General features: G+C 74.0%; 14 protein-coding genes and 2 pseudogenes. 2 read left to right on the forward strand and 14 right to left on the reverse strand.

Features of this window, described 5'->3' with window-relative positions; translation table 11 throughout:
* Nucleotides 1-3,465, reverse strand: coding sequence for an NACHT domain-containing protein (locus C1703_RS04220; protein ID WP_232840409.1), 3,465 nt, complete (start codon nt 3,463-3,465; stop codon nt 1-3).
* A gap of 231 nt (nt 3,466-3,696) precedes the next feature.
* Here C1703_RS04220 and C1703_RS04225 point away from each other — a divergent pair, with 231 nt between their 5' ends.
* Nucleotides 3,697-5,685, forward strand: coding sequence for a GDSL-type esterase/lipase family protein (locus C1703_RS04225; protein ID WP_114250606.1), 1,989 nt, complete (start codon nt 3,697-3,699; stop codon nt 5,683-5,685).
* A 19-nt stretch (nt 5,686-5,704) separates the two neighbouring features.
* On the opposite strand, the gene C1703_RS04230 is transcribed toward C1703_RS04225, so the two are convergent.
* A complete protein-coding gene (locus C1703_RS04230) occupies nt 5,705-7,186 on the reverse strand; it encodes an MFS transporter (RefSeq protein WP_114250607.1) in 1,482 nt (493 codons plus the stop codon).
* A gap of 235 nt (nt 7,187-7,421) precedes the next feature.
* On the opposite strand from C1703_RS04230, the gene C1703_RS04235 reads away from it, so the two are divergent.
* Entirely contained in the window at nt 7,422-8,027 is a 606-nt protein-coding gene (locus C1703_RS04235; protein ID WP_114250608.1) for a response regulator transcription factor, read from the forward strand.
* Here C1703_RS04235 and C1703_RS04240 read toward each other — a convergent pair.
* The 12 genes and pseudogenes from C1703_RS04240 to C1703_RS04295 form a co-directional block, all read right to left on the reverse strand.
* Nucleotides 7,917-8,918, reverse strand: a pseudogene (locus tag C1703_RS04240) (ABC transporter ATP-binding protein); the annotation flags it as partial. The gene C1703_RS04235 and the pseudogene C1703_RS04240 overlap by 111 nt on opposite strands.
* Before the next feature lie 442 nt (nt 8,919-9,360).
* The gene (locus C1703_RS04245; RefSeq protein ID WP_198678085.1) at nt 9,361-10,653 is read right to left on the reverse strand and encodes a hypothetical protein; all 1,293 of its coding nucleotides are present in this window, start codon (nt 10,651-10,653) and stop codon (nt 9,361-9,363) included.
* Entirely contained in the window at nt 10,650-12,380 is a 1,731-nt protein-coding gene (locus C1703_RS04250; protein ID WP_114250609.1) for an ABC transporter ATP-binding protein, read from the reverse strand. The genes C1703_RS04245 and C1703_RS04250 overlap by 4 nt, the downstream gene beginning before the upstream one ends.
* Before the next feature lie 79 nt (nt 12,381-12,459).
* A complete protein-coding gene (locus C1703_RS04255; protein ID WP_114250610.1) occupies nt 12,460-12,606 on the reverse strand; it encodes a SapB/AmfS family lanthipeptide in 147 nt (48 codons plus the stop codon).
* Nucleotides 12,603-15,236, reverse strand: a complete 2,634-nt coding sequence (gene lanKC / locus C1703_RS04260; protein ID WP_114250611.1) for a class III lanthionine synthetase LanKC — start codon at nt 15,234-15,236, stop codon at nt 12,603-12,605. Before lanKC ends, C1703_RS04255 begins: the two co-directional genes overlap by 4 nt.
* A 242-nt stretch (nt 15,237-15,478) precedes the next feature.
* Nucleotides 15,479-16,882 (reverse strand): cytochrome P450, encoded by a 1,404-nt coding sequence (locus C1703_RS04265; protein WP_114257290.1) that lies wholly within the window; start codon nt 16,880-16,882, stop codon nt 15,479-15,481.
* A 131-nt stretch (nt 16,883-17,013) separates the two neighbouring features.
* Nucleotides 17,014-18,120, reverse strand: a complete 1,107-nt coding sequence (locus C1703_RS04270) for an FAD-dependent oxidoreductase (protein WP_114250612.1) — start codon at nt 18,118-18,120, stop codon at nt 17,014-17,016.
* Nucleotides 18,121-18,285: 165 nt separating this feature from the next.
* On the reverse strand, nt 18,286-19,449 hold the full coding sequence (locus C1703_RS04275) for a substrate-binding domain-containing protein (protein ID WP_114250613.1): 1,164 nt from the start codon (nt 19,447-19,449) through the stop codon (nt 18,286-18,288).
* A 30-nt stretch (nt 19,450-19,479) separates the two neighbouring features.
* Entirely contained in the window at nt 19,480-20,571 is a 1,092-nt protein-coding gene (locus tag C1703_RS04280; protein WP_114250614.1) for an ABC transporter permease, read from the reverse strand.
* Complete coding sequence (locus C1703_RS04285) at nt 20,568-22,118, reverse strand: sugar ABC transporter ATP-binding protein (protein WP_114250615.1); 1,551 nt, start codon at nt 22,116-22,118, stop codon at nt 20,568-20,570. Before C1703_RS04285 ends, C1703_RS04280 begins: the two co-directional genes overlap by 4 nt.
* A 67-nt stretch (nt 22,119-22,185) precedes the next feature.
* Nucleotides 22,186-23,919 (reverse strand): SpoIIE family protein phosphatase, encoded by a 1,734-nt coding sequence (locus tag C1703_RS04290; protein ID WP_232840410.1) that lies wholly within the window; start codon nt 23,917-23,919, stop codon nt 22,186-22,188.
* Between the two features lie 698 nt (nt 23,920-24,617).
* Nucleotides 24,618-25,538, reverse strand: a pseudogene (locus tag C1703_RS04295) (protein phosphatase); the annotation flags it as partial.
* Nucleotides 25,539-25,623 lie beyond the last annotated feature (85 nt).

Raw genomic sequence — 25,623 nt, forward strand, 5'->3', positions numbered from 1 at the left:
TCACCGCGTCCTGGAATTGTGCTGAGCCCGGTGCCCCATCGCCTCCCAGAATCTCCGCAGCTCGCCGAGGTGGGTGCGGCGTTGCCAGGAGGCCTTGGGGCTCAGGGGGGAGCGGGAGCGGGACAGGAGGGTGGACTGGGCGCGGCAGAAGGCCTCGCCCAGTTCCACGCGCTGGCCGTCGAGGCCCCTGGGCGGGTAGGGGCACAGTTCGAAGGCGCAGTCGTCGCGGCAGTTGGAGCCCGCCTGGGAGGAGGCCGTGCGGACGGCGGTGCGGCCGGGGTCGAGGGGCGTACGGTCCAGGGTGAGGCAGGGCGGCAGGTCGGGCCGGGCGGTGTGCTGGAGGCGTCGGATGCGGTCGGTGGGCCAGTCGCCCCGTTCGGCCAGGTTCAGCAGCAGCAGGACGTCGGCGAGGAGTTGCTGCGCGCTCGGGTGCAGGGCGCTCCAGCCCGTGGACGGCGGGATCCACAGGTTGTGCTTGCGTGCCTCGCCCCGGGAGGTCTGGGAGCCGACGTGGGCGGCGACGCCCGATTCGTCGATCCACAGGAACCGTTCGGGCTGCCGGGTCTCCAGGGCCCAGGCACACAGTTTCCCGGCCGCGGTGACGAACGGGTGCTCGGGTTCGCCGTCGGGCCGGGCGAGCCACTGGCGGACCTGCTGCGCGGGGTCGGAGCCGTGGCCCCGGGAGGGGAACCCGGCCGTGGCGCCGTCGGGCAGATCCCACAGGGTCAGCGCGTGCAGCAGGGTGAGGCGGGTGAACCAGAACCGGGTGCGCTTGAGCATGTCCCAGGCCTGCTCGCTCAGGTACTCGCGGGCCTCGGGCCGGGCGTGCGGGTGCCGGTGCCGGCGGTTCGCGGCGTACTTGAAGCCCTGGGCGAGCGCGACCTCCACGTTGAGGTCGAGTCCCGCGTGCGCGTCGGGGCTGTCCTCGGGGATGCCCACGCGCCGCACCCAGCTCTCCAGGAAGGCGTACGGCGTGTCCTGGTGCCGGTGGGTGGTGACGGAGCCGACGAGCAGGGGGATCAGCCAGGCGCACAGGGTGTTGTCCCGCCACTGCCGTTCCTCGGCCTCACGGTCCTCGCGCTCCCGCCGGCGCTCCTGACGCCGCTGTTCCTCACGCTCCTTCAGCTCCCGCTTGAGCCGGGCGACCTGTCCTTCGCCGCGCCGGCGCTGCCTGGTCTCCCGCTCCCCCACCAGTTCGGGCTGCTGTCCGCCCCACAGTTTCTCCCGCCAGTCGGGCTCCCGCTCGACGCGCTGGCCCTCGACGACCTGCGGCCCGCGCAGCCGGGGCTGGAGCGCGGCGAAGGCCAGGTCGCCCCCGGCGCCGATCTCCTGGGCGATGGCCAGCCGGACCGGGTACGAGGGCTCCAGGCGGGCGATCTCGAACAGTTCGAGGTAGGCGGGGCGCAGGGTCTGCCGCTGGGCGACCGAGCGCATGGCCTCGCCGAAGCGGCTCACGAGCAGGGCCTTCGCGGTGCGCAGGGTGTGCGGGTCGCGGGCCCGCAGGTCCGGCCAGGCCGTGCACAGCCGCATGGCGATGAGGTGCTGCTCCGGCTGGGCGTCGACGCTGTCGATCTCCAGGGCGGCGGCGTAGAGCTCCAGGGCCTTGCTGTGCAGGGTGCGGCCGAAGAGGGGGCGGGTCTCCTGCTTGTCGTTGTTGTCGGGGCAGGTGTTCCGGACCGTCTGCGCCTGGCAGGCGGCCTCCATCAACAGGTCCCGGGCGGCGCTGACCGGGCACCATCGCGTGCCGTCCGGGCCGGTGGCGCCCGGCTCCTCGTGGACGCACGCGCCGTCCGGGAGCCGGGAGTGCAGCACCATGGCGATCAGCAGTTCCCGGCCAGGACTCTGCAGTGCCGCCGGGAAGTAGCGGCCCTCCGTCGGCTGGGCCGGGACGTCCGGGTGGATCACCGCGTTCAGGAAGCGGGCGCCCAGTTGGGCCTGGATGACGCTGTGCTGGAAGCGGACGCGGTCGCCGCCGAGTTCGACCAGCTCCATCCGGGCGCCCCAGTGTGCGGCGAGCCTGAGGTCGATGCCGCTGTCGCCGACCCTGCGGGCCAGTTCCCGGACGATCTCGGGGAAGCGGGAGCGGGCCGGGTCCTGTTCGTCGACGACGTCCGCGAACCGCACCTCGGAGGTGTCGAGGGCGAGGCCCACGCAGGCCAGCGCGGACAGGTAGTGGACGGTGGAGCGGCGGTCCTCCGCGGAGAGCGGCAGGTCGGGCCGGAAGCGGCCGCTGATGAGGGCGCTGAGCCAGGTCTCGAACAGGTGGAACCGCAGGGACGCCCGGTCGCCGCCCCGCGTCTCCACGGCCTCCTCGTCCGCGGAGCCGGCCAGGGCGCGCTCCAGCAGTCCCTGTTCGTGCAGTTCGGCGGCGATCTCCAGATAGGTGGGGGCCTCCGCGATGCCGGCCCGTTCGACGATCCAGTCCAGTCGTTGCCGGTCCTCCCCGGCGCCCCCGGAGGAGATGTAGGTGAGGGCCGCCTCCTCGCTGAGCGGTTCCAGTTCGGTGAGGGAGGCCTCCATGCCGCGCAGCGAGTCGTGCGGCCGGGAGGTGATGATCAGCGGCAGTCCCTCCTCGTTGGCGCGGCGGATGGCCAGCCGGATGATGGTGTCGCGCTCCTCCGTCAGGCCCTCGGCGGTCAGCGCCTCCTCCAGTCCGTCGGCGAGCACCACGATCCGCCCCTGCTGGCAGAGCCGCCGCCACACCTTCTCCGCCTCGGCGGCGGAGCGGATCTGGCCCTGCACCTCCCGGCAGAAGCGTTTGAAGGCCAGCTCGCGGAAGTCCAGGTCCTGCTCGGCTGCGCGAAGCCGCAGCGGCACGGGCACCGCCCCGCGCTCGGCGAGCCGCTGGGTCAGCAGCACGACCAGTGCCGTCTTGCCGGTGCCGATGCCGCCGACGACAACGTGCGTCCGGCGGAAGCGGCGGTCGCGCAGGTCCTCCATGAGGACGGAGCAGAGCTGGTCGCGGCCGACCACCCGGCCGAAGATGCCGCCCGCCGTCTCCACGAGTTCGTGGGGGTCCAGGCGGGCCTTCCTCAGGTAGGCCCGGCGCACATGGCTGAACCGGAAGAACAGGTAGGCGACGGTGGCCAGCGCGAGGGTGAGGAACGGCATGAAGAGGGACTGGAGGACGGTGCAGCTGAACCCGTCATCCCCCTGGCACTGTTGATCGACCCATCTGACGGGTGATTGGAAGCTCTTCTCCTGCGGCAGGGTGATCACGGCCGTGACGACCAGGAACAGCAGCAGCAGCGCGCCGAGGAACGTCAGGACCAGCAGCGCCACGTACCCGCCGCTCTTGCGGACCCGCCAGATCCTGGTCCGGTCGTAGCCCTGCCGCATCAGGCGGCGGCGGTGCAGCGCGCGGCGGACGCCGAGCCCGTCGAGCACGGCTCGCCGGAGCAGCCGGGACAGTCCTCCTTCGCGCGGCGGGGCGGGGGTCTGGGGAGCACGCGTACCACCGTTCACCCTGTGAGGGTTCCGCGCGGGCGGGCTCCCGGGCACCGACGCGGCCCGGATTCACCCGACGGAAGCTCCCCGGGCACCCGCCACCCAGCGGTACGCCGTAGCGCAGGCCGTCACCTGACCGCCTCAACTCCCGTCTCTGTCGGATCACTTGACGTTGAACCGTTTCACTGCTTCTCTCGAAAGGCTGCTCATGGGAGCGCTCCCAGCCACCCCCCACGTGAAGGGAAGCCCGTGCAGACCTCCCCCCGCCCCTCCCCCAGACGCGTCCTGCCCGCTCTCCTCACGGCCGTGCTCCTGGCCTGTCTGCTGTCGTGGACGGGCGGCTCGCCCGCGCACGCCGCGGCCGGGGACGGCTCGGTGTCCGACCCGAACATCACCTACGTCGGACGCTGGGACGTCTCCTCGGGCACCGCGGCCGTGCCCCACTGGACCGGCGCCTACCTCCGGACCGGCTTCACCGGCACCACCGTGAAGGTCAAGGCCAGGAACGCGGTCAACTTCTACGCGAGCATCGACGGCGGCCCCGACGTCTTCCACGCGGGCGTGCGCGGCACGGTGAACCTCACCCCGCGGCCGCTGTCCCCCGGCACGCACACCCTGCGCCTGTCGTACCGCTCCGGCGACACCGTCTTCCAGGGCCTCGTCCTGGACTCCGGGGCGCGGACCGTCGCGACCGGCGCACCGTCCGGGCTGGTGGAGTTCGTCGGCGACTCCATCACCGCGGGCGCCCTCACCGACCGGCTGGCGCTCGACTCGTACGCCTGGAAGACCGGCGAACGGCTGGGGATGCGGCACACGCAGATCGCCCGGTCCGGGTACTGCCTGGTCGCCCGCTCGGGTTGCACCGGACTGAGCGGACAGTTCTTCCGGACGGGCAGCACCGGCGACACCCCCTGGGACTTCTCCCGCTACCGCGCCGACGCGGTCGTCATCAACCTCGGCACCAACGACATCGGGCACGGCGTGTCCGGCGCGGCCTTCCAGTCGGCGTACACCACCTTCCTGCGGGACGTGCGCGCCCAGTACCCCACCGCACAACTGTTCGCGGTGCAGACGCTGAAGAAGCGTTACGTCACGGAGACCAGGGCCGCCGTCAGCGCCCGCAACGCCGCGGGGGACGCCCGGGTGCACTACGTCGACACCACCGGCTGGCTCACCGACGGCACCCACTACGAGGACGGCAACGGGCATCCCAACGAGGCGGGCCACACCAGGTTCGCCGAGCGCCTGGCCCCGGTCGTCGCCGCCCGGCTGGGCAGCGGCGCCGCGGTGAAGGCCGCCGCTCCCGGGCAGCCCGGCGACCCGAACATCAAGTTCGTCGGCCGCTGGGACACCACCAGCTCCGCCACCGCGTACACCCCGTACTGGGCCGGCGCCTACTACCGGGCCGGCTTCACCGGACGGACGGTCAAGCTGAAGCAGCGGGGCACGATCGACCTGTGGGCGCGGATCGACAACGGGCCGGTGAAGTTCTACGACGACGTCAAGGGGACGGTGAACCTGACCCCGACGCCGCTGGCCGCCGGCAACCACACGCTCCAGGTCAACTACCAGGTGGTGGCGGGGTCGTACAAGGGCGACGCCGTCTTCCAGGGGCTGGTCCTCGACAGCGGCGCGACGACCTTCGCCCCGCCCGCCCCGGCCAAGCTGATCGAGTTCGTCGGTGACTCGATCACCGTGGGCACCACGACCTCGCAGAACGCCCGTACCGCGTACGGCTGGCTGATCGGGGAGCGGCTGGGTGCCGAGCACACGCAGATCGCGCAGGGCGGCGCGTGCCTGGTCGCCGCGGCGGACGGCTGTGTGGGACTGGAGCGGCAGTTCACCAAGCTCAACCCGAACGCGGCGACGCCCGACTGGAACTTCTCCCGCTACCGGGCCGACGCGGTCGTCATCAACCTCGGCACCAACGACGTGGGGCACGGCGTGAGTTCCACGCAGTTCCAGTCGGCGTACAGCAGTCTGCTGCGCAAGGTCCGGGCCGCCTACCCGCAGGCGTGGATCTTCGCGCTGGAGACGTTCCGCGGGCGGTTCGTCCCGCAGACCGAGGCCGCCGTGCGGGCCGCCGTCGCCGGTGGTGACGCCCGGGTCTCCTTCGTCGACACGAGCGGCTGGCTGGGGTCGGGCGACCTGACGGACTCGGTGCATCCCAACGACCGGGGGCACCGGGTCATCGCCGACCGGCTGGCTCCGGTCATCGCGGCGCGGATCGGGGGCTAGGCAGCCGCCGGGGCGGGCCTCACATCGGGCCGGGGCCCGCCCCGCCCTTCAGGCGCTCCAGGTCGGAGGGACGGACCTGGATGACGATCAGGGCGATCAGGGCGGCGACGGCGGTGAAGATCGCCGCCATGATGAAGGCGGCCGAGACGCCGGCGGTGAAGACCTGGTCGGACCAGGGCTTGGGCAGTTGCCCGGTGCGTTCGAACCGCCGGCTCTCGGCCGGGGTCGCCTGTTGGAGGAAGTTCTGGACCTGTTTGTCGGTCTCGTTGGCGCTGGCCGTGCCTGACATCGTGGCCAGGATGGACAGGCCGAGGGAGCCGCCGACCTGCTGGGTGGCGTTGAGGAGTCCGGAGGCCGCTCCGGTCTCGAGGGTGGGCACGTTGGACAGCGCCATGAGGGTCAGCGACACGAACTCCATGCCCATGCCCAGGCTGAAGACGAGCATCGGGCCAAGGACACTGCCCGCGTAGGTCGAGTGCACGTCGGTCAGGGTGAGCCAGGCCAGTCCGGCCGCCGCCAGGATCGCGCCCAGCACCATGAACGGCTTGGGCCCGTAGACGGGCAGGAACCGCGAGGCCAGTCCGGCGCCGATGGCGATGACCGCGCTGACCGGCAGGAAGGCGAAGCCGGCCTGCAGAGGGCTGAATTCCAGCACGTTCTGCACGAAGAGCGTCAGGAAGAAGAACATGCCGAAGATCGCGGCGGCCAGGCACAGCATGATGCCGTAGGTGCCCGCGCGGTTGCGGTCGGCGAACATGTGCAGGGGCGTGATGGGCTGTCTGGAGCGCCGCTCGATCAGGATGAAGACCGCGAGCAGCACGACCGCCCCGGCGAACGAGGCCAGGGTGAGCGCGTCCCGCCAGCCGTCCTGCGCGGCCCGGATGAAGCCGTAGACGAGCAGCACCATGCCCGCGGTGGAGGTGAGCGCGCCGGTGATGTCGAAGTGCCCGGGGTGACGTTCGGACTCCCTGATCCACTTGGGTGTGGCGAGCACGATGAGCAGGCCGATGGGCACGTTGACGAACAGCACCCACCGCCAATTCAGCCACTCCACGAGCATCCCGCCCGCGAGCAGGCCGATCGCGCCGCCGCCGGCCGAGACCGCGGCGAAGACCCCGAAGGCGCGGTTGCGTTCCGGTCCCTCGCGGAAGGTCGTGCTGATCAGGGCGAGGGAAGTGGGGGACGCGATGGCGCCGCCGACGCCCTGCAGGGCGCGGGCGCCGAGGAGTTGCCCGGAGTTCTGGGCGAAGCCGCCGAGCAGGGAGGCCAGCACGAACAGCAGCACGCCGAAGACGAAGACGCGCCGCCGGCCCAGGATGTCGCCGGCCCGGCCGCCGAGCAGCAGCAGGCCGCCGAAGGTCAGGGTGTAGGCGTTCACCACCCACGACAGGCTCGTGGTGGAGAAGTCCAGCGAGCTCTGGATGTGCGGCAGCGCGATGTTCACGATGGTGATGTCGAGGACCACCATCAGCTGGCACGAGGCGATGACGAAGAGTGCCATCGCGCTTCCGCCACCACCGGGTTCCCTGGTGGCGGTCGTCTGTGGTGCGGCCGGCTGCGGGCTGCTGCCTGCGGTGTCCACCGTTCGACGGTATGCCCGCGTTCCCGACCTCACCACTCGATCAACGTCGGCCTGAAATTCCCGACATGGGAGGTGATAATCCGTTCTAGGAGGTGCAGAGGACCGGAGCATGCCGGAGCGGGTACGGGGGCCGCACAGCCGAGTGGGAGCGACATTGATCCGCGTTCTTCTCGTCGAGAACACCCGCCTGGTGCGGGGAGCGTTCGCCGCTCTCCTGTCACGTGAGGACGACATCGAGGTCGTCGCCGAAGCCGAGGGCAACGGTGAGGTTCTCGCCCGCGCCCTGTCGTGCCGCCCGGACGTGGTCGTGATCGACGTGGACTCCAGGGAGGGCGAGGAACTCGCCGCACGGGGCGAGCTGAGGGCCCGGCTCCCGGACTGCCGGATGCTGCTGCTGATGGCGTCGACGACACCCGAGCGGTTGCGCCGCGTGCTCGGTCTGCACGCCGCCGGCGTCATCTGCACCAACGCCCCGGCGGACCGTCTCGTCCACGGTGTCCGCAAGCTGGTCAGGGGGCAGCGGTTCATCGACCCGGAGTTCGCGCTGGTCGCGCTGGACGCGGGAGAGAACCCGCTGACACCGCGCGAGGTGGAGGTGCTGCGGCTGGCCGCCGACGGCACGCCGACGCGGGAGATCGCCGAGCGGCTGTCACTGTCCGTGGCGACGGTGCGTAATCACCTGACCGCCATCACGCGGAAGACGGGGGGACGCAACCGGATCGACGCGATCCGGATCGCCCGGGAGTCGGGCTGGGTGTGAGGGCTCGTACGGGCCCTCCGGGCTTCGTACGGGCCCTCCTGGCTTCGGGCGGGGCTTCCTGGGTGTTCGCGCGCGTCCCGCGACGCGCTCCGCGGTCGTCCGCAGGACCGCGGCCATCCCGGCCCGTGCCATCGCCCCGGCGGTCGGCCGCGCCGGCCGGGCACCGCCGCCCGGAGAAGCGCCGGCCGCGCCCCAGTGGCCGACCAGGTCGCGGTAGAGCGGGGACGCGGCCATCAGCTGCCCGTGGGTGCCGAGGGCGACCCGCGTGCCGTCCATGACCAGGACGCGGTCGGCCCGCAGCGCGGAGCTGATGCGGTGGGCGACGACGATCAGGGTGCCCGGGGCGCGGGCGAAGGCGTCCTCGGCGACGGCCTCGGCGAGCGGGTCGAGGTGGCAGGTCGCCTCGTCCAGCAGCGTCAGCCGGGGCGCCGGGAGCAGGGCGCGGGCCAGGGCGACGAGCTGCCGCTCACCGGCCGAGAGGCGCCTGGGGTCCAGGGGCGCGTCATAGCCGCCGAGGCGCTCGACGAGGGGCGCGGCGCCCACGGCGCGCACCGCCGACTCCACGTCCGCCCGGGGCGCCCCGGGAGCCAGGTAGGTGAGGTTCTCCGCCAGTGTGCCGGCGAAGACGTACGCCTCCTGGGGGATCAGGACGCGGTGCCGGGCCAGACCCTCGCCGCGGCCGACCAGAGCACGGACGGGCAGGTCATCGAGGTATACCTGCCCGGCCCGCGGTTCGAGCACCCCGGCGATCAGGGCCGCCAGGGTGGACTTCCCCGCGCCGCTCGGGCCGACCACGGCGAGGTGCTCACCGGGCCGCAGGAGAAGGTTCAGGTCGCGGATCACCGGGTCCGCGGACTGTGCGTAGGCGAAGGTGAGACCGCGGACGTCCACACGACAGCCGCCGCCCCGGACCACCGGCCGGTCGCGGCCGCCGCCGGCTTCCCCCGGACTGGACGCGGCAGCGCCGTGCGCGGGCTCGGACCGGGAGGCCGTCGCGCCGTGCGCGGGCCCGGGGCTGGACGCGGCAGCGCCCTGCGCGGGCTCGGACCGGGACGCCGTCACGCCGCGCGCGGGCCCGGGCTCGGTCCGGGACGCCGTCGCGCCCTCCGCGGGCTCGGACCGGGACGCCGTCGCGCCGTGCGCGGGCCCGAGGCTGGACGCGGAAGCGCCCTGCGCGGGCTCGGACCGGGACGCCGTCACGCGCGCGCGGGCCCGGGCTCGGTCCGGGACTCCGTGGCGCCCTCCGCGGGCTCGGGCCGGGACGCCGTCGCGCCGCGCGCGGGCCCGGGGCTGGACGCGGAAGCGCCCTGCGCGGGCTCGGACCGGGACGCCGTCACGCCGCGCGCGGGCCAGGCTCGGTCCGGGACTCCGTGGCGCCCTCCGCGGGCTCGGGCCGGGACGCCGTCGCGCCGCGCGCGGGCCCGGGGCTGGACGCGGCAGCGCCCTGCGCGGGCTCGGACCGGGACGCCGTCACGCCGCGCGCGGGCCCGGGCTCGGTCCGGGACTCCGTGGCGCCCTCCGCGGGCTCGGGCCGGGACGCCGTCGCGCCGCGCGCGGGCCCGGGGCTGGACGCGGAAGCGCCCTGCGCGGGCTCGGACCGGGACGCCGTCACGCCGCGCGCGGGCCCGGGCTCGGTCCGGGACTCCGTGGCGCCCTCCGCGGGCTCGGGCCGGGACTCGTCCGCGACGTCGGCCATCCGGCCGACGGTGACCAGCAGCCACAGCCCGCTGCTGCCCAAACCCTGCACGAAGCCCTGCAGGGCCGGCTGGAGGGCCTGCGACACATAGGTCACCGCGCCGAGGATCGCCCCGGCCGTCACGCCGTTGCGCACCAGCCAGGGCGCCGCGAGCAGGATCAGCAGCAGGGGCACCCAGCCGCTGACGCCCAGCGCCGCGGTCCGTACCGCGGTGAGGCGGGCCAGCGAGAGGGTGGCGCGTGCGGCGTCGTCGACGTGCGCGCCCGCCGCCGCCCCGATCCGGTCCTCGGCGCCGCAGGCCACCACGTCCCGCAGCCCGCCGGTCAGGCCGCCCGTGGTCTCGGCGATGCGCTCGTCCGCCAGGACGACCTCCCGCTGCCGCGCGGCCATCGCCCGCAGCGCCGCGGCGAACAGGGCGAGCCCGAGCAGCAGCGGAGGCAGGACGAGGGCGACCAGCACGACGTCCAGGCCGGCCAGGCCCACCAGCACGCCGACGGTGGTGACCAGGAAGCCCTGGATGAACAGCACGATCGCGCCGTAGGCGTCCCGGGCCCGTTCCACGTGCTCGGTGAGCCGCGCCACCCCGGCGGTGTCGGCCGGCTCGCCCAGCCGGGCGGACCGGTGCAGGGTGCCCTCGGTCACCAGCGTGGTCAGCTCGTCGCGGAAGGGTTCGATGAGCGCGGCGAGGCCGAGCACGGCGTGCCGGGTCGCCCAGGCGCCGACCACGTAGGCGACGCCCAGCGCGCCCAGCCAGAGGAAGCCGGTGGCCGGCCGGTCGGCGAGGAAGCCGCGGTCGACGGCGCGGGCGACGATCCACCCGGAGAGGAAGGCGGGCACGGCCTGCACCAACGACCAGGCCACGAGCCGCCCGTACTCCCGGCGCCGGCGGCTCAGCGAGGAGCGCAGGATGCGCACGGACCGCCGGCTCACCGGGCACCCCCGGCGCCCGTACGGACCGGCGTCCTGGTCACGGACGGCGGCTGGAACGTGGCCCGGTACTCGGGGTCCGCCCACAGGTCGCGGTGCGTCCCCCGCCCCCGGACCCCGCCGTCGGCGAGCCAGATCACGAGTTCCGCCCGGTCCGCGGTGGAGGTCCGGTGGGTCACGATGAGACGTGTGCGGTCGGCGAGCGCACCGGTGAGCACCTGGCTGATGTGGTGCTCGGTCACGGTGTCGAGGCTGGCGGCGACGTCGTCGAGGATGAGCACCCGCCCGGCCTGGACGAAGGCCCGGGCCAGTCCGACCCGTTGCGCCTCCCCGCCGGAGACCGGGGTGTCGGCGACCCGGCTCGCGTAGCCGGCGGGCATGCGGCGGATGAACGCGTCGGCCCGGGCGGCCCGGGCCTGTGCCGCCAGTTCCCCGGCGGAAGGGGTGCGCGGCCCGAACCCGATGGCGTCGGCGAAGGTCTCGCCGAGCAGCACCGGGCGTTCGAAGCCGTACGCCACGGCCCGCCTGAGCTCCTCGCGGGCGAGTCGGCGCAGCGGCACGCCGTCGAGCAGGACCTCGCCCTCGTCCGGGTCGACGAGGCGTCCGGCCAGCGCGGCCAGCAGCGACTTGCCGGACCCGGAGCGGCCGACGACGGCGACGAGGGCGCCGCCGGGGATCGTCAGGTCGAGGTCGTTCAGGACGGGGCCGTCCGCGCCGTGGACGGTCACTCCCCGGAAGCGGATCCGTCCTGGTCCTTCGGGGAGTCGCTCGTGCCCGTACGCCACGGGCGGTTCGGCGATCACCTCGGCGACCCGGGCGGCCGCCGCGCGGGCCTGGGCCAGTTCGTTCAGCGACGACATGACGCCGCCGATGCCGGCCGCCATGACGACGTACTCGCTCGCCGCGAGCACCTCCCCCGGCGTGATGCGGCCCTGGGTGAGCCCCACGCCGGCCACCGCCAGGACGGCGACCACCAGCAGCGGGACGACCAGGTCTCCGCGTGCCGAGATCCGCGCGAGCGCGTTCCACATGCCCAGTCCGTGCCGGTGCAGCTCGGGCAGGGGCTCGAGGACCCGTCGGGTCTCGCGGTCGAGGGTCCCCGCCGCGGTGATCGTGCGGATGCCGCCCAGGGCGTCGACCAGCCGTGCGGCGATGGTGCCCTGCACGCGGAAGTAGCCCTCGCCGGCGTCGGAGATGTCGCGCAGGAAGGCCCGTACGAGGAGGACCAGGATCGGCATGCCCGCGAGGAAGGTGAGGCACAGCCAGTAGTCGATGAGCGCCAGGGCGGCGATCGCGCCGAGCGGGGGGATGACGCCCATGACGATCCACACCAGGCCGGACGCGGCGTCCCCGGTCCGGGCGGAGTTGCCGACCAGCCGGCTCACCAGGTCGCCCGGGGGGAACCTGCGGGTGGCCCGGGTGCCGAGGGCCAGCACGTGCCGCAGCAGTGTGTGCCGCAGCCAGGCCGTCGACCGGGCCTCGGCCGCCTGCCCGACGAGATCGTCCACGGCGTCGACGGCCACCATGACGAAGACCAGCACTCCGGTCAGGGCGAGCCACCGCGCCGCGTCGCCGTGGCCGAGGACGGCGTCGAGGGTGCGGCCCATGACGGCCGGCAGCGCGAGGGTGGCTCCGGTGAGCAGCAGGGAGGTGACGACCGTGACGCCCACCCAGACGCCGCCTCGCCGGGCTGACGCCAGCAGCAGGCGGTCCGGTGCGCGCAGGCTCATGGTTCCTCCCTGCCGTCCCGTGGTGCGGGAACGAGGGAAACGGACGGGCGGGGACGCGCTGGGCATCCCCGCGTATCGGTCACTTGCCGCTGCACAGCAGCGCACTGAGGTTGCTGGCGCCGCCCGCACAGAGCGTGATGCTGAGCCGGCTGTGCCTGCCCTTGGGGCCCTTGCCGCCGCCGTAGGCGACAGTCGGGTCCATGGCCTGCAGCTCGAGGAGTGTCATGAGGGTTCACCTCCTCCCTGACCTCGTGGGGACGGGGGAACTGGGCCGTGCGGCGCGTTCCACCTGTCGCTGGGAGCGAGGAACGGCAGCCGTACGGGGCTGGTGTGGAGCGCGGAGCCGACGGCGAGCAGGACTCCCGCGCTGCCGGTGGCCAGGTCGGTGGAGAGCCGCATGAGCTGCTCGCCCGGGAAGGCCAGGTGGTCCCGGTAGGTGAGCGCGTGGCGGGACAGGCGGCGGATGTGCTCGGCGACCACGGGGTCGCGCCGCGCGGCGGTGCCCGGGGGATGCGGCCGGCTGAGGCAGAGGATCATCCCCGCCAGGCCCTGGAATAGCCCGGACTGGATGTAGAACCGTCCCTGAGCCGCCGTGCGGATCGCGGCGGACGCCGCGCGGAAGGTGTCGTCCTGGCGGTGGGCCAGGTAGTCGTCGAGCACGAGGCCGATCCCGGCGCTGCCGGTGCCCAGGTACGGCAGGCTCCGCCAGCCCTCGTCGACCTCCATGGACCCTCCCTCACGGAGGACGCAGCGGCGCAGGTCCTGCCGGAGGGCCGTGCCGGCCAGGTCGAGGAACTCCGGGTCGCCGGTGTGCTCGTACAGCCGCAGGAACATCAGGGCCGGCCCGGTCGAGCCGTGCATCAGCCCGGCCTTCGGGGTCTCGCCGTCGTCCGGGCTCTCGTCGGCCGGTCCGAGCCGTTCGGCGACGAGCCCCGCCACCACGAAGGCCGCGTCGCGGAACGCGGGGTCGCCGGTGGCCGCGGCGAAGTGCTGGAGGTCCAGGCCGATCCCGGCCAGGCCTCCATGCAGGTCGGGTCCCAGTTGCTGCCACTGTTCGCCGAGGCACATCTCGACAACCTTCGTCGCCTCCTCGCGGTGGCCGAGGTGGTCGAGGGTGTACGCGACGCCGTGCAGGCCGTCGTAGAGACCGAGGCGCGCCCCCGGCTCGGGGTGCAGGGCGTGGCGTACGAGCCACTCCTCGTGGTCCGGGTGGCGGCCGGCGCCGACCGTGTCCAGCGCGTACAGCACTCCCGCCGCGCCGTGTGCGAGGCCCAGGCCCCCGCCCGGGACGGTGAACTGCTCGACGTCGCCCGGGAAGAGCCGGTCGTCGCGGTCCGGTGTGGCGGCGGCCAGGATGGCGGCGGTCATGGACGCGCGGGCGCGCGGCCAGCTCTGATGGTCCGGTTCCAGCCGCTGCGGTGTGCCGGAGCCCGCCCGCGCGCCGGTGCCGTCGCCGGCGATCACCCGTACCGCGTCGTCGAAGAACCCCTGGGGGACGGGGAAGATCCGGGTGGCCTCCTCGGCGAACTGCCGTGCCTTCCCCGCGTCGAGCGGGAACAGGTTGGTGAGCGGCAGGAAGAGGAAGAGCCGCAGGCAGGCCAGTGCGTAGCGGTCGATGTCGGTGCCGGTCAGGCCGCGCGGGACGGTGAACCCGGGGGCCGCGAGGCGCTGGCTTCCCTGGTCGGTCACGTCCGCGACGCCCTCGAAGTCGATGAGTACGAGACGGCCGTCGGGGCGGACCAGCATGTTGTCGGCGTGGAGGTCGCCCACGATCAGGCCCCTGGCGTGTACGGCGTCGACGGCGCGCTCGGCCTGGTCCAGCATGTCGAGGGCCCAGGCGGTGTAGCCCTCGGTGTCCATGGCGGTGGTCTCCGGCAGGACGAGGGGGCAGCGTTCCACGAAGAGGGTGTTGAGCGTCGGCCCCTCGACGAACTCCTCGACCAGGAAGTGGTGCTCCCCGAGGACGAAGTGGTCGAGCAGGGCCGGCACGCAGTCGAGCCCGCGCAGCCGTTCGAGGGCGTCCCGCTCGCGGTGCTGCCGGGTGACGGCGTCGGCGCCGTCCAGGGTGAGCCCGGCGTACGGGCGGGCCTCCTTGAGCACGACCCGCTGCCCGGTCCGCAGGTCGTGACCGGTGTAGAGGCCGCCGCCGTTGGAGAAGTGCAGGGCGCTCTCGATGCGGTAGGGCAGGTCGGCGACGGTCGTGCTGTTCCGTTCGGCCAGGTGGGGTTCGAGGAAGGCGGGCAGGGTCACCCAGTCCGGCACCCGGAACACCGGTCCGCGCACGTCGGGCACGAGCCGGCCGGACGGGTCCTCGATCGCCGGTACCAGCTCGCCGTCGGGCGACAGGCAGGTCCGCACGGCGAACCCTCCGTACCTGACGTACAGCGGGCCGTCCCCCCAGCGCAGGTCGCTGAGGATGTACGGGCCCGGACGGCCCGCCACGACGGGGCCCAGCTCGTGGAGGACCGTTTCGAGCTGGGCCTCGTCCGCCGGGTAGATCGTCACGAACTTGCCGCTGGATCCGCGCGGGGCGTACTTGGCGTTGGCGAGCAGGAGGTGGTCCTCGCTCGGCAGGAACTTGAAGGCGATACGAGCGGAGACGCAGTAGTCCCATACGGCGCTCAGGACCTCCCGGGCCGTGCCGAGCGAGGCCGACACGTGGATCTTCCAGCCCTGCGGCGGAAGCACCAGGCCGTCGGGGGTGAGCACCACCCAGCTGTCCAGATCGGACCGCACCCACCCGTCCGGGGCCGGACATCGGGCCAGTTCGAAGCTGTCGCTCTGGCCTTTGGCGCGGGCGGGCGTGTCGTAGAAGTCCGGGTCCATGAGGCAGAACGCCTCGTAGCGCATGTCCACGGGAGTCTCCCGGGTCTGCCGGTGGGGCTCGGTGCCCTTGAGGCGGTGTCCACGGCTCCTGAGATGAGAGGAGCCGGCTGGACTTCGTGGGGGGAACGTTCACCCGGGGTCACTACCGAGCTTTGCAGAGTCGGTCGCCGCGGAACACCTCCGTTCGTCACGCGTGCGGCGGGAGATCGTCACCCCGGGGCCGGGAGGAACGACGAGGTGCCCCGGGTGTTCTTCCACCAGGAGGCCCGCTGTCAGCGGCCGCCGCGGATCAGCCCCGTCAGGTAGCGCCACAGTGACGACCGCTGCCGGGCCGACTGGTCCGGCAGGACCTCCTGGGCCACCTCCGGCGCGGGGTCGTCCGTCACCGGCCGCGCGGGCGGCGCCGCGGCGAGGGAGTAGCGCACGGGCAGCGAGCGCAGTCCGCGCATGAACGGCGAGGAACGCCAGGGCAGTTGGTCGGCCGGCAGGGCGAGGTCGACGTGGTCGAACCGCTCGAACAGGCGGCCCACACCGGCCGCCGCGACCGTCGAGGCGAGTTCCCGCGCCGGGCACTGGCGCGGTCCGGCTCCCCAGGACAGGTGCGCCCGGGTGCTGATGGCGGTGCCGGAGGCGACGTGGTCGGCGAAGAGCGGGTCGGCGTGCGCGGCGGCGGAGGAGACCCACACCGGGTCGCCCGCGTGGATGGTGTAGTTGCCGAGCCGGGTGTCCCGGGCGGCGAAGCGCGGGACGAAGTTCACCAGCGGCGGCTTGCGCATGACCACGCGGTTCATGGTCTCCCTGACCATCCCGGCGGACAGGCTGGCGCGCACGCTGCCCTCGCCCGAGATGACCTCCACGACGGTGTTGGAGATGAGGATGCCGACGTGGTCGGAGGTCATGCCGAGCAGCATGAACAGCTCGCGGGCCAGGTGGTCGAGCGACAGGTCCGGGTGCGCGGCCAGCAGGTAGGAGGGGAAGTCGTCGCCGGGCTTCTCCAGCTTCTGCGCGGCCAGTTCGGCCAGGGTGGCCAGCAGGCGCTCCAGCGCGGCCTCGGCGTCGGGGCCCGCGTCGAGCACGCGCCACATGTCCATCAGCGCGTCGTCGCCCTGTGAGCCGGGGAAGCCGAGAAGGTGACTGGCCACCATCAGCGGCAGCGGCCGGGAGAACTGCGCGGACAGGTCGGCGACGCCGGTCCTGCCGCCCTGGCCGACCAGCGTGATGAGTTCGTCGGCGTAGGCGGTGACGGCGGACTTCAGGCGCTTGGCCTGGGGGTGGCGCGGGTCCTGGAACGGCTTGAGGGCCACGTCCCAGGCCGTGCGCAGCGGCCGGTAGCCGGGGCCGCCCTGGATCAGGATGTGGTTGACCTCCAGGGACGGTCCGAGCGGCCAGTCGGCGGGCACGCGGCCCTCGGAGCGGGCCCGCCAGTTCTCCAGTCCCTTGGGCCAGCCGTCGTCGTCCTGGAGGACCTGGAGCGCCTCGCGGTAACCGAGGACCAGCCAGGCGGGCACCCCCAGCAGGTCGACCGGCGCGACCGGGCCGTGCTGCTGCCGCAGCCGCTCGTACACGAGCGCGGGCCGCGTCTCGTAGTCACGGGTCAGCAGCGGTTCAGGATTCAACGACTCCAGTCGCGTGTCGTCCAGGTCCACGGATCCGCCGTCACCCCACTGGGATTCCATCGTCTTGCCACCCTCCGACACGCCCTGTACCGGCACACCATCAGTCGGTAGCCGGAAACGGTGGGGACCCTACCCCAGGCGGAACTCCCGGGTAACGACGGGGGTGGGCGAGGCGACGCCCCGGTCGCGCGTCAGGCGGCGGTGTAGCCGAGTTGACGCCGCATGTAGGGCGTCATGAGGGTCTTCGCCTTGGCCAGGGTGGTGGTGCGGCTGCCGAGGACCGCGGACTCACCGCCCGGCACGGGCAGCATGGTCAGCCCGTCGGCCGCGCCGAACGGCACGATGAGCGGGGTGCGGTGGATCGGGCGGTACAGGCGCGGCTCCTTGCGGTGCTTTCCGGAACTCTGCAGGTAGGCGCGGATGTTGTGGGCGGCGAGGTCCGCCTGGGCGAGGGCGGCGGGGGTGATCTTGAGTTCGGTGGCGTCGTTCACGTCGCCGACGGCGAACACGTCGAGTCTCCCGTCGACCCGGAGCATCCGGTCGACCTTCACGTGTCCGGCGGCGTCGAGCCAGTCGCCGTGTCCGGCCAGCCGCAGCCAGAGGGTGTTGGGGGTGGTGCCGGTCGCCCAGAAGGACAGGTCGGCCTCCAGGACGGTGCCGCGGGCGTCGCGATAGGTGCCGAAGTCGTTGCCGGGGGACATGAAGGAGTCGAGCCGGACCTCCACGTCGTGGGACTCCAGCCAGGCGCGTGCCTTGCGGCCCGGCCGCTCGCTGCCCGTGGAGTCGAGCAGGGCCGGCCCGGCGTGGGCGAGCGTGACCCGGGCGTCCGGCCGGGCGAGGCGGATCTCGGCGCTGAGTTCGACGCCGCCGGGGCCGCCGCCGACGACGAGGACGTGCTCGGCGGTGGCGATGTTGCGCTGGTGCTCGGCGAAGGACTTGGCCGCCTCCTCGGTGGTGGTGCCCACGAAGCGGGCCGGTTCGGGGTAGTCGGCGCCGGTGGCGATCACGAGGACGTCGTACGGCAGCCGTTCGCCGGTGGCGAGGGCGACCTGCCGCTCGGCGGTGTCGATGCGGACGGCCTTGCCGGTGACCACCCGGCCGTGGCGCAGCAGCCGGTCGTAGGGGATGAACGGCGTGTGCGTCCACTCGGGCCGGACACCCGCGCGCAGGGAGGCGATGCGGTGGAAGAAGACCTCCTTGCGGTCCACCAGCGTGACCCGGGCCGTGCCGTCCAGCCGCCTGGCCAGCCGGACACCGGCGTATCCGCCGCCGATCACCACTACGTCGCCGTCGAACACACCGAGTCTCCTGTGCTGGTGGGGGTGCGAGTGCCGCCGCGGACGGGCCCCGCTCGGACCGGCCCCGGCGGCCACTCGACTGACGGTGAGAGTAGCGCTTGAAAATTAAAGGGATCCCGAGGTTCCGTGCATGTTCCGTGAAGAGATCGGGCCTCTGAGCGGCCGTCACTTCCCCCAGATCCGCCGGTAGGCCTCCCGGTAGCCCGCGGGGTCCCAGGTCGTGGCGCCGGCGCTGTTGTCGGCGGTGGCGATGTGGACGGGCGCCACGTACCCGCTGGCGGGGCGGCCCGCGAAGGCGCGGTTGAACTCGTCGACGATCTGCCAGCCCTGGAGGGACAGCGGCTCGGGCACGGTGGCGGCCTGGTACTGCCCGCTGTTGATGCGCTGGAAGGCGGACGGGTCGCCGTCACCGGCGCCGATGTTGAAGGGCGGGCCCGAGCCCTTCTCGCCGGCCGCGCGGAAGGCGGGGGCGGCGTCGGCGAAGTACAGGTCGTTGATCGCGACGGAGTGGGTCCACCGGTCCTGGAACCGGGAGAGCAGGGAGGAGATCTCGCGCGGGGTGCGGCTGCTCGCGTCCGGGATCGGGATGTTCTCCACCGAGAGCAGCCGCACCCCCTGACAGCTCGTCAGCTCCTTTCTGATCAGGTCGGACTTGTTCCTGGCGAAGGGGATCGAGGCGTCGGTGATGAGCACGACCCCGGCGCGCCCGTCCGAGTCGGAGATGATCCACTGCGCGCTGATGCGGGCCACGTCCTCGACGCGGGTGGTGACGTTGGTGAAGAGCTCGGGCTGCCGGCTGGGGCCGGGCTCGGGGACCGCGTGCCAGCCGATGAGCGGAATGCGCTGCGCGGTGGCCCGGGCGACCTGCTGTGCCGTCGAGTTCGGGTCGAACCCGCCGATGACGATGCCCGAGGGCCGCAGGGCCACGGCCTCGCTCATGGCGGCCTGGATGCCGGCCGGGGTGCCCCCGCCGTCGATCACGCGGACGCTCCAGCCGATGACCCGCGCGGCCTCGCGCACGCCCCTCGCGGCGCCCGCGACACCGGGGTTGGTCATGGTCTGGGCGACGTAGACGAGGGTCCTGCCGGACACCGCCTCCGGGCCGCTGGTGGGTCCGCCCCAGGGGATGTCCGTCCGCTCCGCCCGTGTGACGGCGTCTTGGGCCCTGGCGTGGACGTCGGGACAGCCGTTCCGGCCGGTCGCCGTCTCGTCCGGGCCGTCCGACGAGCCGCGTTCGCAGCCGAGGAGGGCGGTTGCGGCCGCCAGCAGGGCGCAGCAGGCGAACCGCGCGGTGCGGACTGTGGGGGCGGCCTTGCGGTTGCGGTGCACGGGAGGCTCCTGGAAGGAAGTCGGGGCGGCTCAGGGGGGCGGGCCGGCGGGACCGCCCTCCGGTGCCGCGGCGGGCGGCGGCGGGGGCGGTGCGGCCGGGGTGTCGCGGGCCGCGGCACCACCGCGCAGCCTGCGGCGGGCGGCGTAGCCTGCCAGGCCGACGGCGATGAGCAGCGTGCCGCCGTGGAACAGCGGGACCGTCCAGAACTCGGCGCCCAGTTGGGCGATGCCGGTGAGGCCGACGGCGAGCACGGCGACGGCGACGACGGTGCCGAGGGCGTTGGGCCGGCCGGGCCGGATCGCCGTGGAGCCGAGCAGGGCGCCGACGAAGGCGGGCAGCAGGTAGTCGAGTCCGACGCTCGGGTTGCCGATCTGCTGCTGGGCGGCGAGCAGCACCCCGGCGAAGCCGACGATCAGCCCCGAGGCGGCGAACGCGTAGACGGTGTACGTGCGGGTCGGGATGCCGACGAGGTCGGCCGCGCGGGGGTTGGACCCGACGACGTACAGGTACCGGCCGAGCGGGAGCCGCTCCAGCACCAGCCACAGGACGGCCGCGAGGGCCAGCACGTAGAAGGCGGGGACCGGCAGGCCGAGGAACGTGGAGTCGTAGAGGTCGGTGAAGGCGGGCGGGAGGCCCTGCGGGCCCGGGACGATCCGGCCGCCGTCGGTGATCCAGCCGGTGACGGCGTACATCATGCTGCCGGTCCCGAGGGTCGCGATGAAGGAGTCGATCCGGCCGAACTCGACGATGACGCCGTTGAGGACGCCCACCACCAGCCCTCCGGCGAGCACGGTGAGGCAGGCGAGCGGCCAGGGCCAGCCCTGGTGCACCACGAGCTGGAGCACCATCACGTGGGCGAGGCCGAGGCCGTAGCCGATGGAGAGGTCGAACGCGCCGGTGACGATGGGCACCATGGCGGCGAGGGCCAGGACGGCCGGGATCGACTGGTTGGACAGGATCGAGTCGACGGTGTCCAGGGTCGGGAAGGTGTCCGGCAGGGCGAGGGAGAAGACCAGCCAGAGCAGGGCGGTGAGGACGAGCAGGCCGTAGGCGCCGACGTGGTGCCCGCCCGGGCGGCGGGGACGGCCGGGGCGGCTCTGCGACCGGGGCGGCGGTGTCATGGGCGCGCGGCGGTGGACGGGGGCATGGCGGAGGCCGCCCGGGTGAGTCCGGCGACGGTGAGGGCGGGGCCGCTCAGCTCGGCCGTCACGGCTCCGCGCACGAAGACCAGGGTGCGCCGGCACACGCCCGCGACCTCCTCGAAGTCGGTGGACAGCAGCAGGACCGCCAGGCCCGCCTCCAGCGCCTGCTGGAGCAGGCGGTGGATCGCGGCCTTGGCGCCGACGTCCACGCCCGCGGTCGGCTCCTCGAGGATCAGCAGCCGCAGGTCCGCGCGCAGCCAGCGGCCGATCATGACCTTCTGCTGGTTGCCGCCGGAGAGCGTGGCGATGGGGGTCTCGCTGTCGCGGGGGCGCACCGCGAAGCGGTCGATCAGGGCGGCGGCGCGGGCGCGTTCGCGGCGCGGTCCGATCCAGCGGGGCGCGGGTCCGCCTCCCGTGCGGGGGTTGGCCATGAGGTTCTCCCGGACGGTCAGCTCGGCGAGGCAGCCCTCCCGCAGCCGGTCGCCGGGCACGAAGCCGACACCGCGGGCGACGGCCTCCGCGACCGTGCGGGGGCGGTACGGCCGTCCGTGGAGCACGGCCCGCCCGCCCAGCAGGGGCCCGGCGCCGGCCAGGGCGCGGCCCAGGTCGGTGTGCCCGGCGTCCGAGAGGCCGACCAGGCCGAGGACCTCCCCGGCGGCGAGTTCCAGGCTGACCGGTGCGGTCCGGGCGGTGCGTACGCCGTCGAGGGTCAGGACGGCCGGCGCGTGGGCCGGGGCCCTGGCGGGGCGGTGAGCGACCGGGGCCCCCTCGGCGCCGACGATGTCGTGGACCAGGCGGGCGGGGCTGTGGCCGGCGAGCGGGCCGTGGCTGACGAGCCGGCCGTCGCGCAGGACGGCGAAGGTGTCGGCGACCTGGTACACCTCGTCCAGGCGGTGGCTGACGTAGAGGACGGCGTGGCCGCGGTCGCGCAGGTCGTGCAGGACGCGGAAGAGCCGGGCGCTGTCCGCGGCGGGCAGGCGGGCGGTCGGCTCGTCGAGGACGATGAGCCGCGCGCGTGCCGCCAGGGCCCGGGCGATCGCGACCAGCGAGCGGTCGGCGGGGGCGAGCGCGGAGACCGGCGCTTCGGGGTCGAGGTGTCCGGCGACGATGCGCAGGGCGCCGACGCAGCGCTCGCGGGTGCGCCGCCAGGAGATCAGCCCGGCCCGGCGTGCGTAGCCGGTGGTCAGGGCGATGTTCTCGGCGACCGTCATCCAGTCCACGAGGCCGAGGTCCTGGTGGATGAAGGACATGCTCCGGGAGGCGGTGTGGCTGCCGAGGGGGTGTCCGGCGACCGTGATCTGTCCCGCGTCGGCCTGGTGGACGCCGGCGAGGATCTTGATGAGCGTGGACTTCCCGGCGCCGTTGGGCCCGAGGAGGGCGAGGACGCTGCCGGCGTGGACGTCGAGGTCGACCCCGGCCAGCGCGACGGTGCCGCCGAACCGCTTGCCGAGCCCCCGGACGCGGACCAGGGGCTCCGGGCCGAAGGGCGAGGCCGCCTTGGCTGAGGTGTCGGGAGCGTCGCGCACCCGAACAAATTACATCATTTCGGGCATCTTTCAGGCGTGCTGTGCCTGCGCTGCGGCGGTCGATGTGTCAGGCCGCGTCGAGCCCGCACTCGGCCCAGATGACCTTGCCCTCGGGAAGGTACCGGGTGCCCCAGCTCTGCGAGAGCTGCGCGACGAGGAACAGGCCGCGGCCGCCCTCGTCGGTGCTGGCGGCCCGGCGCAGGTGGGGGGCGGTGTTGCTGGTGTCGGAGACCTCGCAGATCAGGGTGCGGCCGTACAGCAGCCGCACCCGGATGGGGGCGGCCCCGTGCCGCACGGCGTTGGTGATCAGCTCGCTGAGGATCAGCTCCGCGGCGAACGCGGTCTCGTCGAGCCCCCAGTCGGTCAGGCGCCGTATGGCGGAGGCCCGGACCTCGCCGACGAGCGCCGGGTCGGCGGACAGCTCCCAGGTGGCGATCCGGTCGGGGTCGAGGGCGTGGACGCGGGCGACGAGCAGGGCGATGTCGTCGTGCGGGTGGGCGGGCGCCACGGTGTCCAGGACCGCCTGGCAGGTCTCCTCCGGGGCGCGCTCGGGGTGTGCCAGGGCCGTGCGCAGCTGCTCCAGGACGACGTCGACGTCGCGGTGCCGGTCCTCGATGAGGCCGTCGGTGTAGAGCACCAGCTGGCTGCCCTCGGGGAGGTCGACCTCCCCGGCGTCGAAGGGCAGCCCGCCGAGGCCGAGCGGGGGCCCGGCCGGCAGGTCGGGGTAGGTCACGGTGCCGTCGGGGTGGACGAGCGCGGGCGGCGGGTGCCCGGCCCGGGCCATCAGACACTGCTGCGCGGCCGGGTCGTAGACGGCGTACAGGCAGGTCGCGCCGATGACGCCGGCGCCCTTGCCGTCCGGGTCCTCCCGGTCCAGGCGTCCGACGAGGTTGTCCAGGTGGGTGAGGACCTCGTCCGGGGGGAAGTCCAGCTCGGCGAAGCTGCGCGCGGCCGTGCGCAGCCGGCCCATGGTGGCCGCGGAGAGCATGCCGTGGCCGACGACGTCGCCGACGAGGAGCCCGACGCGGGCGCCGGAGAGGGGGATGACGTCGTACCAGTCGCCGCCCACGTCCGATTCGGCGGGCAGGTAGCGGTGGGCGACCTCGACGGCGTCCTGGTCGGGCAGGCCGTGCGGGAGGAGGCGGCGCTGGAGGGCCAGGACCATGGTGCGTTCGTGGGTGTAGCGCCGGGCGTTGTCGATGGAGAGGGCGGCGCGGGTGGCGAGTTCCTGGGCCAGTGAGCGGTCGTCGTCCCCGAAGGAGCCCCCGGCGCGGTAGAAGCTGGCGATGCCCAGGACGACCCCGCGGGCGAGCAGGGGGACCGCGATGAGGGAGTGGACGTGGGACAGCAGGCGCGCGGTGTGCTCGGGGTCCTGGGCGAGCCAGCCCGCGGCGGCCTCCAGGTCCGGCTCCAGCACCGCCTCGCCGCTGGTCAGGCAGCGCAGCTGCGGCGCGGTCGGGCCGAAGTCCATGCGCTTGCCGGGCGGGGTGAAGGGCAGGCCCTCGCGGACGCCGTGGACGACCGTGCGGCGCAGGTCGGCGAGGGGGTCGGCGGACTCCTCGCCGCGCAGGACGGCGTCGGGCAGGTCGATGGTGACGAAGTCGGCGAGACGCGGGACGGCCGTCTCGGCCAGTTCCTCGGCGGTGCGGCGGACGTCCAGGGTGGTGCCGATGCGGGCGCTGGCCTCGGACAGCAGCTCCAGGCGCCGGCGCGCGGCCAGGGCGTAGGCCCCGACGTGCGGCTCCCCCACCATCAGCAGCCCCCTGGCCGGGAACGACGACCCGGAGCGCTCCTCCCCCACACCCAGGCCTCCGACGGGGGTGAGGGCGTCACCGGGTTGGGCGGTGCCCGTGTCGGCCCCGGCGCCGATGGTCCGCTTCGACCGGGCGGGGCGCCCGCCGCCGTCGGCGGCGACGGCCTCGTCCGGCTCGGCGGTTCCGTCCCCGTCGGGGGCGACGGTCCGGTCCGGCTCGGGGATGCGCCCGCCCGGTCCGTCCGGGATGACGGCCTCACCCGGGTCGGCCGTTCCGTCCCCGTCGGGGCGACGGTCCGGTCCGGCTCGGGGATGCGCCCGCCCGGTCCGTCCGGGATGACGGCCTCACCCGGGTCGGCCGTTCCGTCCCCGTCGGGGGCGACGGTCCGGTCCGGCTCGGGGATGCGCCCGCCCGGTCCGTCCGGGATGACGGCCTCACCCGGGTCGGCCGTTCCGTCCCCGTCGGGGGCGACGGTCCGGTCCGGCTCGGGGATGCCCCCACCCGGGCCGACTGTCGCGGACTCCCCAGACCCGGCGGCGCCCCGGCCCCTGTCGGCCCCGGAGCCGTCGCCCGGCTCGGCTGGTCCCCGCTCCCCGACGGCCGTGACCACCGGACCGGGTTCGGTGGCCAGGTGTCCGGGCGGCAGGGTGAGCGACGGGCGGGCGGGCAGTGGGGTGGTCGCGAGGGCGGCCAGGTCCGGCACGGTGTCCAGCTGATGGGGCAGGACGAGAGGCGCTCCCGCCGGGGAGCCGGGCAGCACGGCCTCCACGGCGAAGCCCCGCACCCCGGAGGCACTCGTCATCGGACGGCTCACGAGCGTCACCAGGCGGCCGTCGGGCAGGGCCACGTCGACGGCGGCCCGCTGCGCGCGGGAGATCAGCTCGGCGGCCTTCTCCAACAGGATCTCCCGGTCACGCGGGGGGAGCGCGTCCACGGGCGCGTCCCTCGCGACGCCCCGGCGCAGCCCGGCGGCTCCCGCCCCGCTGGCCGCGTACGCCCGCAGCAGGGCACGCTCGTGCGCGGAACTCTGCCCCAGCAGCCGCCGCTCGATGACCTCGGCCGCCCTGCGGATGGTGACGCCCAGCCCGGGCTGCTCGAAGCCGCGCGGGTAGCCGAAGCACAGGACGCCCTCGATGCGCCCGCTGAGCGGGTCACGGACGGGCAGCGCGACACAGGCGTTCTGCTGGGAGCGCTCCGCGAAGTGTTCGGCGCCGTAGACGCGGATGAGCTGCCGCTCGGCGAGGGCCAGGCCGATGCCGTTGGTGCCGGCGACCTGCTCCGAGAAGACGAAACCGGGGGCGACCTGGATCGCCGGCAGGCGCCTGGCCATCGACGGGTCCCCGAAGCGGCGCAGCAGGACCGTTCCGTTCGCGTCGGCGACCGAGATGTTGACCTGGCTGCCGGCGAACGTGGCCTGCAGCCGGTCCAGCACGGGCACGGCCGCGCGGACGATGCGGCCGCCCGGGTCGAAGTCGTCCCGGTAGGGCAGGTCGGACTGGTCCGGCGACAGGCCCAGGGACCGGCAGCGCCGCCACGAGTCCAGGATGGATCCCCGCACGCCCTCCTCGACCGGCTCGCCCTGGAGGAACCGCTCGCGAAGGCGGGCGGGCCCCGTGCCCTCAGTCGCACGACCCGCCGGCTGGGGTTCCTCGCCGGACCGAACCACGCTCCGCCTCACTTGTGCCCGTGACCATCCGCTACTCGGAAGAATTCCCGCTTTTCGGAGGAGAATCTTGCATTGATGAGGATAC

The sequence above is a fragment of the Streptomyces sp. Go-475 genome, assembly GCF_003330845.1.
Taxonomy (GTDB): Bacteria; Actinomycetota; Actinomycetes; order Streptomycetales; family Streptomycetaceae; genus Streptomyces.